13 protein-coding genes are annotated in these 16,931 nt (G+C 40.1%); 10 read left to right on the plus strand and 3 right to left on the minus strand.

The window, feature by feature from the left end; genetic code table 11:
* The first annotated feature begins 36 nt into the window (after window positions 1-36).
* Together MTF68_RS04810 and MTF68_RS04815 are read left to right on the plus strand one after the other, a co-directional pair.
* Window positions 37-900 carry an ABC transporter ATP-binding protein gene (locus MTF68_RS04810; protein WP_248461832.1) on the plus strand — a complete coding sequence of 288 codons (864 nt, stop codon included), beginning with the start codon at window positions 37-39 and terminating at the stop codon, window positions 898-900.
* Window positions 894-4,049 carry a M1 family aminopeptidase gene (locus MTF68_RS04815; protein ID WP_248461833.1) on the plus strand — a complete coding sequence of 1,052 codons (3,156 nt, stop codon included), beginning with the start codon at window positions 894-896 and terminating at the stop codon, window positions 4,047-4,049. The genes MTF68_RS04810 and MTF68_RS04815 overlap by 7 nt, the downstream gene beginning before the upstream one ends.
* Before the next feature lie 54 nt (window positions 4,050-4,103).
* Here the strand turns inward: MTF68_RS04815 and MTF68_RS04820 are convergent, their stop codons facing one another.
* Both MTF68_RS04820 and MTF68_RS04825 read right to left on the minus strand, forming a co-directional pair.
* A complete protein-coding gene (locus MTF68_RS04820; RefSeq protein ID WP_248461834.1) occupies window positions 4,104-4,595 on the minus strand; it encodes an ankyrin repeat domain-containing protein in 492 nt (163 codons plus the stop codon).
* Window positions 4,596-4,662: 67 nt separating this feature from the next.
* Window positions 4,663-6,201, minus strand: coding sequence for a catalase (locus tag MTF68_RS04825; RefSeq protein WP_004587093.1), 1,539 nt, complete (start codon window positions 6,199-6,201; stop codon window positions 4,663-4,665).
* A gap of 373 nt (window positions 6,202-6,574) precedes the next feature.
* On the opposite strand from MTF68_RS04825, the gene MTF68_RS04830 reads away from it, so the two are divergent.
* From MTF68_RS04830 to MTF68_RS04865, 8 genes are all read left to right on the plus strand, one after another.
* Window positions 6,575-7,246 carry an HAD family hydrolase gene (locus MTF68_RS04830; RefSeq protein ID WP_096042795.1) on the plus strand — a complete coding sequence of 224 codons (672 nt, stop codon included), beginning with the start codon at window positions 6,575-6,577 and terminating at the stop codon, window positions 7,244-7,246.
* Window positions 7,247-7,628: 382 nt separating this feature from the next.
* Window positions 7,629-9,350 carry a hypothetical protein gene (locus MTF68_RS04835; protein WP_029772305.1) on the plus strand — a complete coding sequence of 574 codons (1,722 nt, stop codon included), beginning with the start codon at window positions 7,629-7,631 and terminating at the stop codon, window positions 9,348-9,350.
* Between the two features lie 36 nt (window positions 9,351-9,386).
* Window positions 9,387-10,910, plus strand: coding sequence for a mannitol dehydrogenase family protein (locus tag MTF68_RS04840; RefSeq protein ID WP_248461835.1), 1,524 nt, complete (start codon window positions 9,387-9,389; stop codon window positions 10,908-10,910).
* A 2-nt stretch (window positions 10,911-10,912) separates the two neighbouring features.
* Window positions 10,913-11,830 carry a carbohydrate kinase gene (locus MTF68_RS04845; protein ID WP_248461836.1) on the plus strand — a complete coding sequence of 306 codons (918 nt, stop codon included), beginning with the start codon at window positions 10,913-10,915 and terminating at the stop codon, window positions 11,828-11,830.
* Window positions 11,831-12,466: 636 nt separating this feature from the next.
* A complete protein-coding gene (locus MTF68_RS04850; protein WP_004589533.1) occupies window positions 12,467-13,933 on the plus strand; it encodes a carbon starvation CstA family protein in 1,467 nt (488 codons plus the stop codon).
* A gap of 91 nt (window positions 13,934-14,024) precedes the next feature.
* Window positions 14,025-14,717 carry a cupin domain-containing protein gene (locus MTF68_RS04855; RefSeq protein ID WP_248461837.1) on the plus strand — a complete coding sequence of 231 codons (693 nt, stop codon included), beginning with the start codon at window positions 14,025-14,027 and terminating at the stop codon, window positions 14,715-14,717.
* 225 nt (window positions 14,718-14,942) lie between these two features.
* Window positions 14,943-15,323: an STAS/SEC14 domain-containing protein gene (locus MTF68_RS04860; RefSeq protein WP_248461838.1), complete on the plus strand. Its 381-nt coding sequence runs from the start codon at window positions 14,943-14,945 to the stop codon at window positions 15,321-15,323.
* 154 nt (window positions 15,324-15,477) lie between these two features.
* Window positions 15,478-15,930, plus strand: a complete 453-nt coding sequence (locus MTF68_RS04865) for a nuclear transport factor 2 family protein (protein WP_248461839.1) — start codon at window positions 15,478-15,480, stop codon at window positions 15,928-15,930.
* 42 nt (window positions 15,931-15,972) lie between these two features.
* Here the strand turns inward: MTF68_RS04865 and MTF68_RS04870 are convergent, their stop codons facing one another.
* Window positions 15,973-16,920: a carbohydrate kinase gene (locus MTF68_RS04870; protein WP_248461840.1), complete on the minus strand. Its 948-nt coding sequence runs from the start codon at window positions 16,918-16,920 to the stop codon at window positions 15,973-15,975.
* Window positions 16,921-16,931 lie beyond the last annotated feature (11 nt).

Raw genomic sequence — 16,931 nt, forward strand, 5'->3', positions numbered from 1 at the left:
CTTAAGCTGGTGTTATATCAACTAAGGATGAAACTAATGCTTACATTGAAAAATATCAACAAAAAATACGTAGATGGTACGCAAGCTTTGAATGATGTGACGATCACTCTACCCGCCGGTATGGTAGGACTACTTGGGCCAAATGGCGCGGGTAAATCAACCCTTATGCGCACAATTGCGTGTTTACAAAATGCAGACTCCGGATACATTAATTTTAATGGCCTTGATGTGATTAGCCAACCAGATGCACTTCGTTCGCAACTAGGTTATCTACCACAATATTTTGGCGTATATCCCAATATGAGTTGTCGAGCGTTACTTGAGCATATCGCAGTGTTAAAAGGTATAGATGGTAATACACGTAAAAACCAAATTAATAGTTTACTTGAACTGACTAATTTGACTCAGTTTGCTAATAAGAAGCTTGTTAATTTTTCGGGAGGAATGAAGCAACGTTTTGGCGTAGCTCAGGCTTTATTAGGAGACCCAAAGCTAATTATTATGGATGAACCCACCGCAGGACTTGATCCAATGGAACGAGAAAGTCTAAATAATTTGCTTGTAAGTATAAGCCAAAACAGATTGATACTGTTATCGACCCATATTGTTGAAGATATAGAAAGTTTATGTCACTACGCAGCCATTATAGACAAAGGAGCACTTATACAAAGCGGAGACGTAAAAGAGTTACTAACTACTTTAGACGGTAAGATATGGCAGCTTGAAAGCCTACCTACCGGCATACCAAATCAGCATGTATTAAGTAAGAGCCATCGCTATGGAAGGTCTTCATTTCGTGTTTATGCAGATACGGCGCCTGCACAAAATGCGATAAACTCGCCCGCCACGCTTCAAGACAAGTACTTTTATTCACTCAATAAAGGACATCAAACATGTTGATTTTTAATGAGTGGCGATATGCAGTGCGCCAACCACTTGTTTGGCTTTGTATAATTATCCCTTTAATATTTGCGATTATGTTGTCATATGAGCTTGCAACGGTTGAGGTTGATTCGTTAAAACAATTTAAGTTAAATATTACAATGCTACAAATGATGCAGTTACCTATGCTTGTGGGAGTATTGGCACCCGTTATATTTTTACGAGATCAACACGCGTCTATGCAGGAGCTTATTTACGTTACGCAAACTAGCTTATTTAAGCGCAGTTTAGCAAGGGTATGCATACTGATTTGCTTGGTTTTCATTATCAGCTTAAGCGCTATTTTAATAATGGCGTTCATGCATATAAGGCAATTAGGCTATATACCAAATACGGCTTCTTTTACTTTATTTAGTAGCTTTTTAGTATTGTTACCTAATAGCTGCTTGTTAGTTGTGATTGCTTTTTATATTTGCCATAAATCAGCAACTTCATTACCTAATTATGTTTTTTTTGCAGTGCTGTGGGTAGGCTATATAGTGCTTGCAAGTATTACCGGAAACCCAATGCTTGCTGGAAGCAGTATTATAAGCAATAGCTTTTATACATTATTTATTTGGCTTGACCCTTTTGCATACACCGGTGTAATAAACAGTTTAACTAATTCATTAGGAGCTTCGTTTGCCATCAATCGCGTTGTCGTGAGTTTGCTCGCTGTTGGTATTTTTTTGGTTACTCTTAATCAAAATACAATTTTAAAGAATAAAAAAGCTAATAAAGGTCAAAGTACTAACGAATACATTCGTCATAACATGTTAGAACCCGCTGAATATACAACAGCTAGGGTCACACAAAAACCATTTTTGATGATGGCCAGTTTATATAAAATTACACTGGTTAATTTGGTTTCACATCCTATAACGTTACTGATTATTCTTATTTGGCCAGTGATGGTTTTTAACAGTGTTGCTTCGTCGTCAGGGTATGTTGAACCAATGAGTGTTATGAGCACCAAAAGTCTAGATGCGATTAGCTATTATGCATTTGATATGCAACTTTTAATTGGGACTTTATTGTTGGCTTTGTGGAGCTGGCAAGTAAGCTGTTTCGCCAAATACTATAATATAGCAGAGCTAATTGCTGCCACCCCCCTTAAAACATATTACTTTATAATCAGTCAGTTATTCGTATTAGGTACGATGATATTGGTTTTTTTATCAATGAGCTTGTTAGGTGCAAGTGCAGCTCAGTGGTTTTTACACAGTGCATATCAATTGGAAGCACATTTGAGCATTTTATTTTTGATGTTTATTCCTCTTACCATCATTGCATGTGTATTTTTGTGCGTATTTGATTTATGTCGTTCGCAGCTTATTGCCGGTTTGCTAATTGGTGCTATTTTACTAATCAAATTCACACCAATAATGACTTATTTTGGTCTTACACATACATTGTGGAGTGTTGGTTGGACGCCTTTGCAAGCACCAGATAACTTTTGGGGTTATCGTGCAAGTATGAGTAGTTATTGGCCTTATATATCAGTTTGGTTAGTGGCGTGTATAAGTCTAGTTATAATTACGGGAGTTTTTAATCACCGAGGTACTGGGTTGAGCCGAAGAGTATTGGGGGTTAAACATTTTTGGTTATTCATTCCTCTGCTTATCACTGTGGCATTATTTACTCAATTGCATTTAAGACTAGTTGAAGAGAAGCCTTTAACCAACTCGCATAAGCGTGAGGCTTTTAAAGCACAGTACGAAAAGTCTTTTTCACAATGGCGCAATGTAGCACAGCCAAGAATTGTTCACATTGATGCAAATGTAGACTTTTACCCACAAAAGCAGCAGGCTCATTTTTCCTTAATATATACTTTAAAAAACACTCATCAAGAGTCTATTAAAGAGGTATTAATTGGGCGTGCAGGTTTTTATAAATGGGCTAATATTGAAATCGATGGCGCGCAAAGGGCTAAAAGCTTTCCCTTGCTTAATCAAGCTGTGTTTAAGTTAGAGAATGAAATGCAGCCAGGAGAAATACGTAAACTAGTTACACGGTTCGATTTTCATCAAGCTAAGCTTTGGCCAGTGAGAGGCCATCAGATAATAACCCCTGAATTTAGCTATATAAGATCAGTGCCTTTATTGCCCACTGTTGGCTATCAAGATAATTATGAATTAACCGATCCTATACTTCGGCAGCAACACGCACTTAAAGTGAAGCAGTCTATTAGACCCACGAAGCTATTTGCTAAAACGGCGAAAGCAAGTACTCATTACCAGTGGCTTACTATGTCTAGTAAAGTGAGTACAACAAGTGGTTATCAGGTTATAACCCAAGGAGAAGAAATATCACGTACCAGCAAAGATGACCGCGAAATATTTCATTTTGAGACTCGTACACCCATAAATGCAATCCCAGCTTGGGTGACGGTGCCTTACTCCCCTGTTACCAAGCAGCAAAATGGCGTGATGTTAAACGTGTTTGCTAAAGACAAAAATGAGCCTGCACGAGCAGATTCTATAGCTGTAAACCTTAGCGCAATGGGCGATACAATAAAATGGCTTAATAAGATAAGCCCTTATAGAGCAAAACAATTAAGTTTAATAGGCTCGCCTAGGCTTGGTGTAACAGGTTATGCACTGCCGCAGCTTATACTTATTGAAGACAGTGTTGGTTTTAGATCAAAGCCAAGTGCTAATGCAGGCTTTGATCAACGTTATCGCCGTGCAGTTCACGAAACTGCGCATCAATGGTTTGGGCATGATATTGGTAATGGAGTATTTGCAGATAGCGCTTTTTTAGTGGAGTCTTTAGCAAAGTACATTGAGCTTGTTGTTATAGAGCAACGTTATGGGAAAAAGGCCATGCAAGCGCTTGTAGAGTATGAAACATCACGTTATCAGCAAAGTGCTTTAATGAGTATAAAGGAAAAGTTAGCCTTGGTTGATGCTACACAAGGTTTCAATCAATATTCTCGATCAACCATTGTCTTTGCCAAGTTACGAGCTGTTATTGGTGATAAACCTATTATTCGCGCGCTCAGGTCGATCTGGAAAAATAATAGTTACCCAAATAGGCCTGCTAACTCTATGGACTTTATACGCGCTTTAAAATTTGAAGCAGGGATAGAGCATGAAGCATTAATAAATAAACTTTTATTAGAATAAGTAAAAGTATTTAAGGTAAATGAAAGCCCATTGAGTAGGGCTTCTCATTTGAATCTATTTTTCATTATTTACCTGTGCTAATAAGTCGAGTACTTTTTGTTGGCCAAATTTTTGTGCAAATTGCTCGGCTGTTTGGCCGGCTTTGTTTTGATGTGCGTTGTCGCAATCAAGGCTAACAAGTGTTTTAGCTATGCTAAATTCGCCTCTAAATATGGCGGCCATTAGGGCTGTGTTACCGCGGTTGTCTTCAAGGCACGCATTAGCGCCTAATTGCAATAAGGTGTTTACCGTATTTTTATTGCCATGGTAGGTGGCAATCATTAGCGCGGTGTAACCTTTGTTGTTGTAACTATTAATAGGAATGCCAGCATCTACAAATTGCGTTATTACGGCGGTGTCGTCGGTGCGTGCGGCTGCAAAGTAATAAGCAAGTAAGCTGTCGTATTGCGACTGGGCGGTGCTTTGTTCCGTTACAGGGCTTTGTGGCTCATTGGCAAAGCTTGAAAAGCTCATCACTAAAGTAAATATAATAAGTAATTTACGCATACTGTTTACCTTTTTAAAAAAGAGGAAAGCTAGGCTTTCCTCAATAACTTACAGGTAGGGTAAAATATTAAAGCTTAGCGGCTAGTTGCTTAACTTGTTTCATGTCGCCGTTTACAGCGTTAGTTAAGCGTGTACCGTATTCGCTATCTGCTTTGTAGAAGTGGCTAAGCATTTTGTGCATAACTTTGCTGTCTTTCACTTTGCCTAAATCGCCGGCTAAGTTGTTAACTAAGTTAGTGCGCTCTTGCTTGCTAAAGCTGCGGTAAAGTACACCCGCTTGAGCAAAGTTTTGCTGCTTTTTAATTGCTGCTTGTTGTACGTAGCCTTTAAGCTCTGTGTTACTTCTGCGTGCAATTGGGTTTTCTGCAACGTTTTCGTGACTTGGTTGGTAGTTCACGTTACTTGTTGTATTACCGTAGTTCATTGCGCCGTCTTGGTTGTAGTTAACCACTTCAACTTTTGCACGGTTAATTGGCAATTGTTGGTGGTTAGCACCTAAGCGGTACATTTGCGTATCGGCGTAAGAGAAAACACGCCCTTGTAAAAGTCTGTCTTCAGATGGCTCAATACCCGGAATTACATTTGCCGGTGCCATAGCAACTTGTTCTGTAGATTGGAAGAAGTTAGTTGGCATACGGTTTAGGGTCATGGTGCCTACTTTAGTTTCTTTAACGTCTAACCACATTTTTGTTGCATCTAATGGGTTGTAGTCAAAGTCATCTAACTGCGAGGGATCAAGGGTTTTAATGTAAAGATCCCACTTAGGGAAGTTGCCTTTACCAATCTCGCTGTATAGGTCGCGTGTTAAGTGTTGGAAGTCTTTACCTTGCACTTCGTTTACTTCTTTAGCATCAAGGTTGTCTATACCTTGTTGGCTTACCCAGTGAAACTTAACGTATTTAACATCGCCTGACTTATTAATCATTTTGTAAGCATGTACGCCCCAACCGTCCATTTTACGTAGGCTTGCTGGTGTACCGTAGTCGCTGTATACCCACGTTAACATGTGAGTAGAACCTGGCTCGTATGAGAAAAAGTCAAAAAAGCGGTTAGGATCTTGAATGTTATCTACCGGTGATGGCTTTAACGAGTGAACCATGTCTGGAAATTTAATCGCATCGCGAATAAAGAATACCGGTAAGTTGTTACCTACTAAATCCCAGTTACCTTGGTCGGTGTAAAACTTAGTAGCAAAACCACGTGGGTCACGCAGTGTTTCTGGGCTACCTTTTGAGTGAATTACTGATGAAAAACGTACAAATACGTCAGTTTCTTTGCCCGCTTCTGCAAACGGTGCAGCAATTGTTAAGTCATCTAATTCTTTAGACGCTACAAACACACCGTGTGCACCTGTACCACGCGCATGCACTACACGCTCAGGAATACGCTCACGTGCAAAACGTTGTAGCTTTTGAATTAGGTGTACGTCTTCAAGTAATACACTTCCGCGCTCACCTGCGGTAATAGAGTTTTGGTTGTCGCCAACAGCTGCGCCGTTGTCTTTAGTAAGGGTAGTTGCGGCACTTGCAGGTAATGCCATTGCTAAAGCTAATGCGCTTAGCGTTAACGTAGATTTATTATTAATCGTGTTTTTTTGAGTATTCATTGTCGACCTCATCTGTATAAAAGTGCCGGCAGTGTTGCTGGCTGTTTAACTGTTAACGAGTGTATTAACAAAAGTGAGTTCGGTAAAATTGATTGTTTAGATTGGAGTAATCATAAATTTAGATTGTTGTTTGCGTGCTGCCTTCTATTTTCTAAATAGCGGTTTTGTAATGTTCGACCTTAGTCGTAATTGCAATTTTGAAATCAATGAAAATACAGACAATTTCATATTTAATGAATAAATATTCACCACTGTGGTGCGTTTTTCACTAACAAGATGTTGACTTATTATAACAATAAGGAGAATATGCTCACTTGCTGGGCTTATGCTCAAGTTAAGGTTGCACCAAACTAGGTGCATAAAAAGGGGCAATATGAATACTAAAATAGAATTAGTTATTTTTGATTGTGATGGCGTTGTTATAGATAGCGAAATATTAAGCGCGCAAGTGTTAATAAACATGCTTGCAGAGATTGGCGTTAATATTGACCGAGCCTATGTACAGCAATATTTTTTGGGCTGTAATTTTAAAACAGTCACCCAAAACTTATTCGATACCTTTAACGTGACCTTAGCTGAGAGCTTTGAAGCCGATTACCGAGAAGCACTATTAAACGAGTTCGAAACTGCATTAATGCCAACTAACGGCATTAAACACGTGCTAGAGCAACTATCTGTACCTTGTTGCATTGCAACAAGCAGTAGCCCTAAACGCACCGCTAAAGCGCTTAATGTGGTTAATTTATCGCAGCACTTTAATAAGGTATTTACCTCAAGTGAGGTAAAAAATGGTAAGCCCGCGCCCGATTTATTTTTACATGCCGCTAAGCAAATGGGCGTAAAGCCACAAAATTGTTTAGTGATTGAAGATTCAAAAGCCGGCGTGTGCGCCGCACTTGCCGCCAATATGCAGGTTTTGCATTACAGCGGGGGTGGGCATATGCAAGATGCAGTGAACTTTGTTCACCAAGCTTACCCAGAGGTAGCGCATTTAACGCATTGGGATGACTTTTATAAGCAGTACCCAACATTACAAACACAGTAATAGAATATCAACGTTGAGCTTTATGACACTGACAAAGCTTAACGTAAAAATGCATTAATTATTAAGTAGTTATAGTAGTAGCATTATAAAAAGGCACGGTGATTTACTCACTATTAATTTAAATAAAAAACACTTATTTAAATTAATAGTTAATCTGAACTTTGGTTAAGAGATTTACTAACATATTAAATCAAAAGTGATATCTATGTTTATTTTCTCTAGCCAGAGATTTACAGTGAAAACAAGGCGAAATTACGCGTCAATAGCTAGCCTATTGCAAGTAAATTTAACGTAGTTAGCGCTGGAAATAGCTGCTTGAGATAGATTTATTATCCAGAGTTCAGGTTAGTTAGGGCTGTGCTTAAAACAATAGGAAAATACCATGGCATCAAGTCCACACACACAAACATTTAACGATGTTAACGAAGAGCAATTGCCCGTTGCTAATCATAAGCTTCATGGTTGGAAGCACTTTGCTGGTTTATACGCTGGTGAACACGTTGCTGCAACCGAGTTTGTTATTGGTGCAACCTTTGTTGCATTAGGCGCATCGACCATCGACATTTTATTAGGTTTATTAATTGGTAACCTATTAGCTATGTGTTCGTGGTGGTTAATTACCTCTCCAATTGCGGTAGAAACACGCTTAAGTTTATACAACTACCTAAATAAAATTGCGGGTAATTCAATGACCAAGCTCTATAACTGGGCAAACGTGGTCATATTTAGTGTGATATCCGCCGCCATGATCACGGTATCGGCAACCGCAGTGCGGTTTTTGTTTGATATACCCGCGCAACTCGATTGGTACCCTAACAGCTTAGCATTTGTGGCCATTGTTTTATCGGTTGGCTCTATTGTTGTATTTGTGGCTATGTATGGTTTTTCAACCGTTGCTGATTTTTCTAAAATTTGTGCGCCATGGTTATTTGTTATTTTTATAGCGGGTTCGTTTGCCTTGTTCCCTGAGCTTTCTAATCATGTATTAGGAGTAACCACGCTAACTGGGTTTGATGACTTTATGGCGATAGGGGATTCTTCTATTTGGACCGGTACCACCGCTGATGGCGAAAAAGGTATTGGCTTATTAGAGGTTATTGGTTTTGCATGGGCTGCAAACTCTATTACCCACTTTGGCTTAATTGATATGGCAATTTTTAGATTTGCTAAACGCAAAAGCTATGGTTTGTTTTCAGGCGTAGGTATGTTTTTTGGCCATTACTTAGCATGGATCTCGGCTGGTATTATGGGCGCAGGTGTTGCGGTATTACTTAAAACAACTATTTCTTCACTTGACCCAGGTGACGTTGCTTACCACGCATTAGGCTGGACAGGCTTTGTTATTGTAATTATTGCGGGCTGGACTACAGCTAACGCTAACCTTTACCGCGCAGGCCTTGCAGCACAATCTATTTTTGTTGACCAATCGCGCGAGCGCACTACCGCAATTGTCGGTGTTGTAACCGTTATAATTGCGTGTTTCCCGTTTGTATTTTCGCAAATGTTACCGCTTTTAACTTACGCAGGCTTATTAGTAGTACCTGTAGGCGGCATTGTATTTGCCGAGCATGTTTTATTTCCTAAAATTGGTTTAACCCGCTACTGGGCTAAATACAAAAACATTACACGTAGCGTACCAGCCATTGCCTCTTGGGCATTAGCACTTGTGTTTGGCTTTGGTTTAAATGCGATTGATGTAATGTCGTTTTACTACTTATTTATTCCTACTTGGATTTTCACCATTGTTATTTACACGCTACTGGCTAAAAAATATGGCGCAGGTGAAGACTACAGCAAAGAAATTGCAGCAGAAGAGCAAGAGCAGCAAGACATTAAAGAGTACCAAGCAGGGCTTGCAGAAAACGTTCAAGCTCCAGTTGTTGATAACTCAATGCTAACCAAAGTGTTAAATGGCGTGTCGACTGTTTCGTTACTTATTATTTTTGGCTTTGCCAGCCAAGTAATGTTTTTTAGTGACAGCATGAGCATTTACGCAGGAAATAAATCTCAGTTTGAAATTGCATGTTTTATTTGCACCATTATTTATTTTGCAACCGCTTACTGGTCGCTATTGCGCCATAAAGCACTCAATACTGCATCTTAATTTAAATTTTTAATATTGTTTTAGTAAGGCCGCACCATGACGCAACACCAGCACACTGACGCTCTTGTTAAAGGGCTAAACCAACAAAGCTTGGCAGATATGCCAAGCCATGTAGATACACCAAACTACGACCGTAGTAAGCTAAAAGCGGGTATAGTTCATATTGGTGTGGGCGGCTTTCACCGTGCACACCAAGCGGTGTACATTAACGAGCTATTAAAAACGCCAGGTGCTGAACAGTGGGGTATTTGTGGTGTTGGCTTATTAGAAGGTAACCGTGGTCTGCGCGATATTTTAAAGCAACAAGACTACCTTTACACGCTAACGGTAAGACACCCAAACGGGCAAATAGATAACAAAGTTATTGGCTCTATGATTGACTTTTTGTTTGCTCCAGAGGACAAACAAGCGGTTATTAATAAGCTTGCGCACAGCGATACGCATATTGTGTCGTTAACCATTACCGAAGGCGGCTATAACTTTAACCCAGTTACGGGTGAGTTTGACTACTCAAACCCAGACATTATTAACGACATTAATAACCCGAACGACCCAATTACGGCGTTTGGCTACATTACTGCTGCGTTAAAGCTACGTAAAGAACAAGGCCTTGATGCGTTTACAGTACAGTCGTGCGATAACATTCAGCACAACGGTAATGTAACGCGTAAAATGCTACTTGCCTTTGCGGCCGAGCAAGATAAAGAGCTAAGCGAGTGGATTGCTACTAACGTAACCTTCCCAAATGCAATGGTTGACCGTATTACGCCAGTATCTAAAAAGAGCGATATTGACTACGTTGTTGATGCGTACGGTGTTAGCGATGAATGGCCAATTACCTGTGAGTCGTTTACGCAATGGGTAATTGAAGACTCATTTTGCTGCGGACGCCCAAATTGGGATAGCGTTGGCGCACAATTTGTAAGTGACGTAACACCTTTTGAGACCATGAAAATACGCTTATTAAATGCAGGCCATTCGGTACTGGGTTTATTAGGCTCTGTACATGGCTACGGCACAATTGACGAAACAGTATCAGATCCTTTATTTGCTAAGTACTTACGTGCGTTTATGGATAGAGAAGTAACGCCTAACCTAGAGAAATTAGAAGGCATTGATCTTGAAATCTACAAAGACACGCTAATTGAGCGCTTTGCTAATCCAAACATTAAAGACAGCTTATCGCGCATTTGTTCAGAAAGCGCAGCAAAGCTACCTAAGTTTTTAATTGCCACTATTAACGAAAATCTAGCCCATGGCCGTGATGTATCACTTGCGACCCTGGTTATTGCTGCATGGTGTTTTTACAGCGATAAAGGCGAAGATGAGCAAGGCAATAAACTTGAAATAATTGATGCAATGCAAAGCGAGTTACATGAAGCCGCGGCTAAAACGGCGACTGATGACCTTGCATTTTTATCGCTAACAAGCTTATTTGGTGATTTAAACACGCAAAGTGCCTTTACGTCTCACTACAAAAACAATGTAGAAGCGTTATACGCACCGGCAAGCAAAATTAAAGCAATTATGAATAACGTGCTTGAGCCTAAAGGTAACTAATAATGAGCATTTTAATTGATTCTAAACAAGGTAAAGAAGTAAGCGTAAGTTGCTTTGGCGAAGTACTATGGGATTGTTTTGCAAACGATAAACGCTTAGGCGGCGCGCCGCTTAACATGTGTGTGCGTATTAACTCACTGGGCATTAAAGCCGACATGATAAGCGCTGTAGGTAACGATGAACTGGGTACTGAGCTACTAGGCGAAATTAAAAGCAAAGGCGTAAGCTGCGAATACATTGGCGTTAATAACGACAAAAAAACCAGCACAGTACAAGTTACCTTAGATAAAAGCGGCTCAGCCAGCTACGAAATAGTTGCCGACACTGCGTGGGATAACATTGAGCTTACAGACTCACTTATTGAAAAAGTAAAAGCCAGTGATGTATTTGTATTTGGCAGCCTAATTGGCCGAAGCGAAGCCTCACTTGCTACATTAAACCAATTAGTTGATGTAGCTAACTTTAAAGTGTTTGACGTAAATTTACGTGCGCCACACTACACGTTAGACACATTAGTAGATTTAATGAATAAAGCCGACTTCATCAAATTAAACGATGAAGAGCTTTACGAAATTGCCAAAGCAATGGGCTGTAAGTTCCATTCACTTGAGCAAAACTTAGCGTTTATTGCACAGCAAACTAACACCGAATACTTATGTGTAACTAAAGGCAGCCACGGTGCACTACTAACCATAAAAGGCGAAAATTATTATAACTCAGGTTATTTAATTAGCGTTGTGGATACAGTAGGCGCGGGGGATTCGTTTTTAGGGTCGTTAATTTATCAGCTTTGTAGTAGCGATTGTGCACAACATGCTGTTGATTTTGCGTGTGCAGTCGGTGCTATGGTGGCCGAAAGTGCCGGTGCTACACCTACACTGACTCATGAACAAATTAACGAGTTTATGAGCCCAGCGTAACGTAAAAAATCACAGTTACACCCAATCATTGTGTGTGTAAGCGGTTTTACTTTTATAGTAAAGCCGCTTTTTTTTGCTTTAATTTTTATTAATAAAGCCGTTTAGATTAAGTGTTGAGCAAGGTGCATAAAAAGTGGCTTAAATAGGGTCTGTTGACCTTTGCAGTTTGAAATTTGTTCAAACTAGGGGCGGTTTAATCGCGGCGCGAGGTTTGTAACCTAGTGGGCTCGATAACTGCTCCTGCGTTATCCTAATGACTTACATCCATGTAAGAATAAGTCAAAACCGAGCAAAGCTTCCGCGTCCTGCTCACGCCCCTTACCTACATCCATGTAGGCAACAAAGAGTAAATCGCCCCTAGGCAGAACCCGAAGGGCAGCGCCTGTTTGGCATTAATGCTGCGTTATCGCCTACTTATGGGGAATAACCACACCACATAGGCTCTGCCTTGCCTAAATACCAAACAGGCTGCTGCAAATTTAACCTTGAAAGGCCTACAGACCCTTGTGTATTAGCTATTCGTCTTATAGCGGGGGGATTAATACTTTGTTAATGTTCGTCGATTATTCATGGATTGAAAGGCGGGGCGGCAATTAGGCGCTCTATACTCCAAATACAAAAAGAGAAACGTGCTTTATGATCATCTTTTTTATCTGCATAACAATCTTAATACTGGGATATAAGTTTTATAGCCCGTTTGTTGAAAAACAAGCAGGTATGGATACAACAGTTGATACACCACAAAAACGCTTTAGCGAAGGTGTTGACTATGTAGCCATTCACCCTGTGCGTGCATTTTTAATTCAGTTTTTAAATATTGCGGGCGTAGGCCCTATATTTGGCCCAATTTTAGGTGCGCTTTATGGACCGGTAGCACTTGTGTGGATTGTGCTTGGTAACGTATTAGGCGGTGCAGTACACGACTTCTTCTCAGGTGTGATGAGCATTAAAGAAGATGGCAAAAGCTTACCAGAAATAGCAGGGCACTATTACAACGTTGTCTTTAAAGGCTTTATGCTAATATTTACAGCCATGCTGCTATTTTTTGTGGGCGTTGTATTTATTATGAGCCCAGCAGGCTTATTAAGTAACTTAGATGTATTTGAAGGCACTTTTTTTGCTAATAATACCTTTTGGGTTTTGGCTATTTTAGCGTACTACTTTTTAGCAACGCTGCTACCTATTGATAAAATTATTACTAAGTTTTATCCGCTATTTGGCTTATTAATGATTGTAATGACTACATTAATAGCCGGTGCGTTATTACTAGATGCACCACACTTACCAGTTGCAGGCGACTTTTTAGCCTACTTTGAAGCCGACCACGCGCATGACTTTTTAGAGCCAAACCCTGATGGCCTGCCAACCTGGCCGTTACTGTTTATTACCATTACCTGTGGTGCTATTAGTGGCTTTCACTCTACCCAAGCGCCTATTATTGCCCGCTGTTTAACAAACGAAAAATACGTACGCCCAGTATATTACGGCGCAATGATGTGTGAAGGCATTGTAGGTTGTGTATGGGCACTTGCGGGTATTGCTGCATTCCCAGAAGGTTACGCAGGCTTAAAAGCATTGCTTGATCAAGGTGGCCCAGGTTTAGTGGTTAACCATGTAGCAAATAGTTACTTAGGCGTAATGGGCGGTATTATGGCCATTATTGCTGTTGCGGTGTTCCCTATTACCTCTGGCGATACGGCGTTCCGTTCACTGCGTTTAACCGTGGTAGATGCGTTTAATATTCCGCAAAGCTTACGTAATCGCTTATTACTGGCAGTGCCAATTTTAACGATAGCCTTTTTTATGACTAAATTAGATTTCTCAGTTATTTGGCGCTACTTTGCATTTTCAAACATGCTGCTTTCAACCAGTGTGCTATGGCTTGCAACTAAGTACTTATTTGATAGACGTGCATTCCACTGGATCACCAGCATACCTGCCGTTATCGCTACTGGCGTAACACTTTCGTACATTATGACTGCTGCTATTGGCTTTAATTTATCGGCCGACTTAGGAAAACCAATTGGTGCCGCTGTGGTTGTTATTGGCTTAGTAGGTTTAGTGTTTGTACACTCTAAGCATAAAAAGCTAGATGTAGCGTAAAGCGATAAAAATTAAATAAGCGAGCTTAATAAGCTCGCTTTTTTTATGCATAAAATTTACTCTCACACTATGCAATTTTAAAGGTAATAAAATGAAAATAGCCGCCGATTTTACCCTGAGAGTCGTTGTTCATAGTGAGCAACTTAATTGGACCCCTTCGCCAATGACGGGCGTTGATAGGCGCCCACTTGATAGAGTAGGCGCAGAAGTAGCCCGTGCTACAAGCATTGTACGTTATGCACCAGGGAGCGAGTTTTCGCCTCATGTGCATACAGGCGGCGAAGAGTTTTTTGTACTAGAAGGGGTATTTCAAGATGAGCATGGCGATTTTCCACAAGGCTCTTATATTCGTAACCCACCGCAATCAAAGCACAAACCAGGCTCTGATGAAGGCTGCATAATATTTGTAAAGCTTTGGCAATTTCAGCCAAAAGATAGAACCCACGTACGCTTACAAACACAGCATATGGGCAGCGTGCAACACGACACATTTAAAGGCCTTGCCATAACCCCACTTTATAAAGATGACTTTGAAGATGTGAGCTTATTGCATTTTGAGGCAGACGCCAACATGCAAATTAGTGCAAATGGTGGTGCTGAGTTACTCGTGCTTGAAGGCGATATAAGTGAGCAATCAGACGTATTAGTAAAACACAGCTGGTTAAGGCTGCCTATTAATAGTGAGCTTAATATAACCGCAGGTAAGCAAGGTGCAAAAGTGTGGCTTAAATTAGGGCACTTAACAGATGTAGATAAGCAAATAGAGCGCGTACAAAACGCTTAGCAAATAGCATTATTTAGCAGTATAGTTTGATTTAGTTCAGTACTAATTAACTTAATACGGTGTAGTTTTATAGTTTAACTCAGTAAGTGATGGGGATTTTTGGGGTTTTTATTTTTTAAAGGGAATAATTACACTTTATAGGCTTTAATTAACTCCAGCTTTCGTTATTAAACCCACTCACACAGGCTGTAAATAACATAAGCGCACCCGATTAAGGAGAGCAGCATGGTACACACAACACATGGTTTATCTATTGGTATTGAACGCGCAGGCCGAGAATTTTTTTTAAAACTAAAAGCTGTAGGAACGCTAACCCACAACGACTATAAAGTCATTACCCCTATGATCGACTCAGCGCTTGGCGCGGTTAAACACCCTATAGCAAACGTGCTTATTGATGCCAGCGAGCTAGAAGGCTGGGAGCTTCGTGCCGCGTGGGATGATTTAAAGCTTGGCGTAAGACACTCAAAAGAATTTAATAAAATTGCTATTTATGGCAATCAAGAGTGGCAAGCCCGCATGGCTAAAATAGGCAATTGGTTTATTTCAGGCGAGGTGCAATACTACGAAAACGCCACCGCCGCCATCGATTGGCTAGATGAATAGCTTGATTGATAAAGTTTAAGTTAAAGCACTCTTATAGAGTGCTTTTTTATATAGGAGCGTTAATAAGTTTTTGAATTTTCTTTAATTTAATTGTTAATACTGCTTAATTAAAATACACTCCTTAGTATTAATAAAACTACACATTATAATAACAATGAAACATGTACTTGCCCTTTTGGTATTACTCATATTTTCTACATCAATACATGCAAAAGACAACACCATATTTACGCCCGTGAGCGATTTATTTTTAGCTGTTTCTAACTTTGATCACGCAAAAATGCGCGCGGCTGTTGACGATTCATTCTTGCTTTTAGAGCACGGTGAAGTGTGGACTATTGATGACTTTGTAAATGTTGTTAAGCCCGCTGATTACATAAGAACTAATTATTTTAGTGTTATAAATTCGCGTGTAGAAGGAAATGTTGCGTTTATTAATTACTGGAATAAAGCCAATTTTAAAAACGCCGATAAAAGCGGTGACATTTATTGGTTAGAAAGCGTGGTTGTATCAAAAGTGGGTGACAAATGGCTATTATCGCAAATGCACTCAACCCGTTTACCACAAGGTGAAACACCTAAAGGCGTTACTTTTATTAAGCAATAATTATAAATTAGGTTAAGCCCCGCTATTTGGGGCTTTAACTGTTTATATTACATCAGCCAGCACAGGTAATGCCGGAAATGCCCCTTTAGCTAAACAGGCTTTAGAGCCACATTGAAGCGCAAAGTGCAGGGCGTTTTTTATGCTGGTTTCATCATTTAACTTATCTGCTAGTGATAAATTACTCCCTAAGTTATTTAAATAGTATAAAACCCCCGCTATAAAGGCATCGCCCGCGCTTGTTGTATCTACTGCGTTTATTTTTGGTGCCGATTCGTTAAGTATAAATGCGCTGTGGTAAACCGTAGCAGGCTCAGGCCCGTCGGTTAAAAACACCAGTTTTACTCCGGTATTTAATAGTATTTGAATGTAATCTTCGCCCGTTGTTTCGCTATGCTTTGCTAAAAAATTAAGTTCATCACGCGAAAGTTTAACTATGTCGCAATAAGCGAAGCAGGCCTTTACATTGCTGGCTATATCATGGGTGTTTTCCCACAAGCTGTAGCGTAAATTCACATCAAAACTAACGAGCTTATTATGTGTTTTAGCAAGTTCTAGCGCTTTAACCGTTGTGCTAGCTATGGCTGGATCGGTTAGGGTGTTTGAGCAAAAGTGCAGGGTGCTTATGCTTTGCCAATTTATTTGCGCTAAATGCGCTTGGGTTAAAAGTACATCGGCTGTGTTATGGCGATAAAAGCCAAAACTGCGCTCGCCTGTTTCATCAAGGCTTACTATTACCATGGCGGTTTGTGAGCCAGCAATGGTAAATAAATAGTCTGTATTTACATTGTATTGCGCCAGTGCATTACTTAATTGATTGGCAAAATGATCGTCACCTTTACCACCACAAAATGCAGCCTCACCGCCAAGTTTTGCATAGCCAACAGCAACATTAGCAGGTGCACCACCAGGGATGGGTAAGTACGCTGAGTTATGAGCATCTTGTGGCAGCATATCAATTAAAAGCTCGCCTAAGCACAGGAGTTTGGTCATTTGGAATATCC

It is taken from the genome of Pseudoalteromonas sp. 2CM37A (assembly GCF_023161885.1).
In the GTDB taxonomy this organism is placed as follows: Bacteria; Pseudomonadota; Gammaproteobacteria; order Enterobacterales; family Alteromonadaceae; genus Pseudoalteromonas; species Pseudoalteromonas atlantica.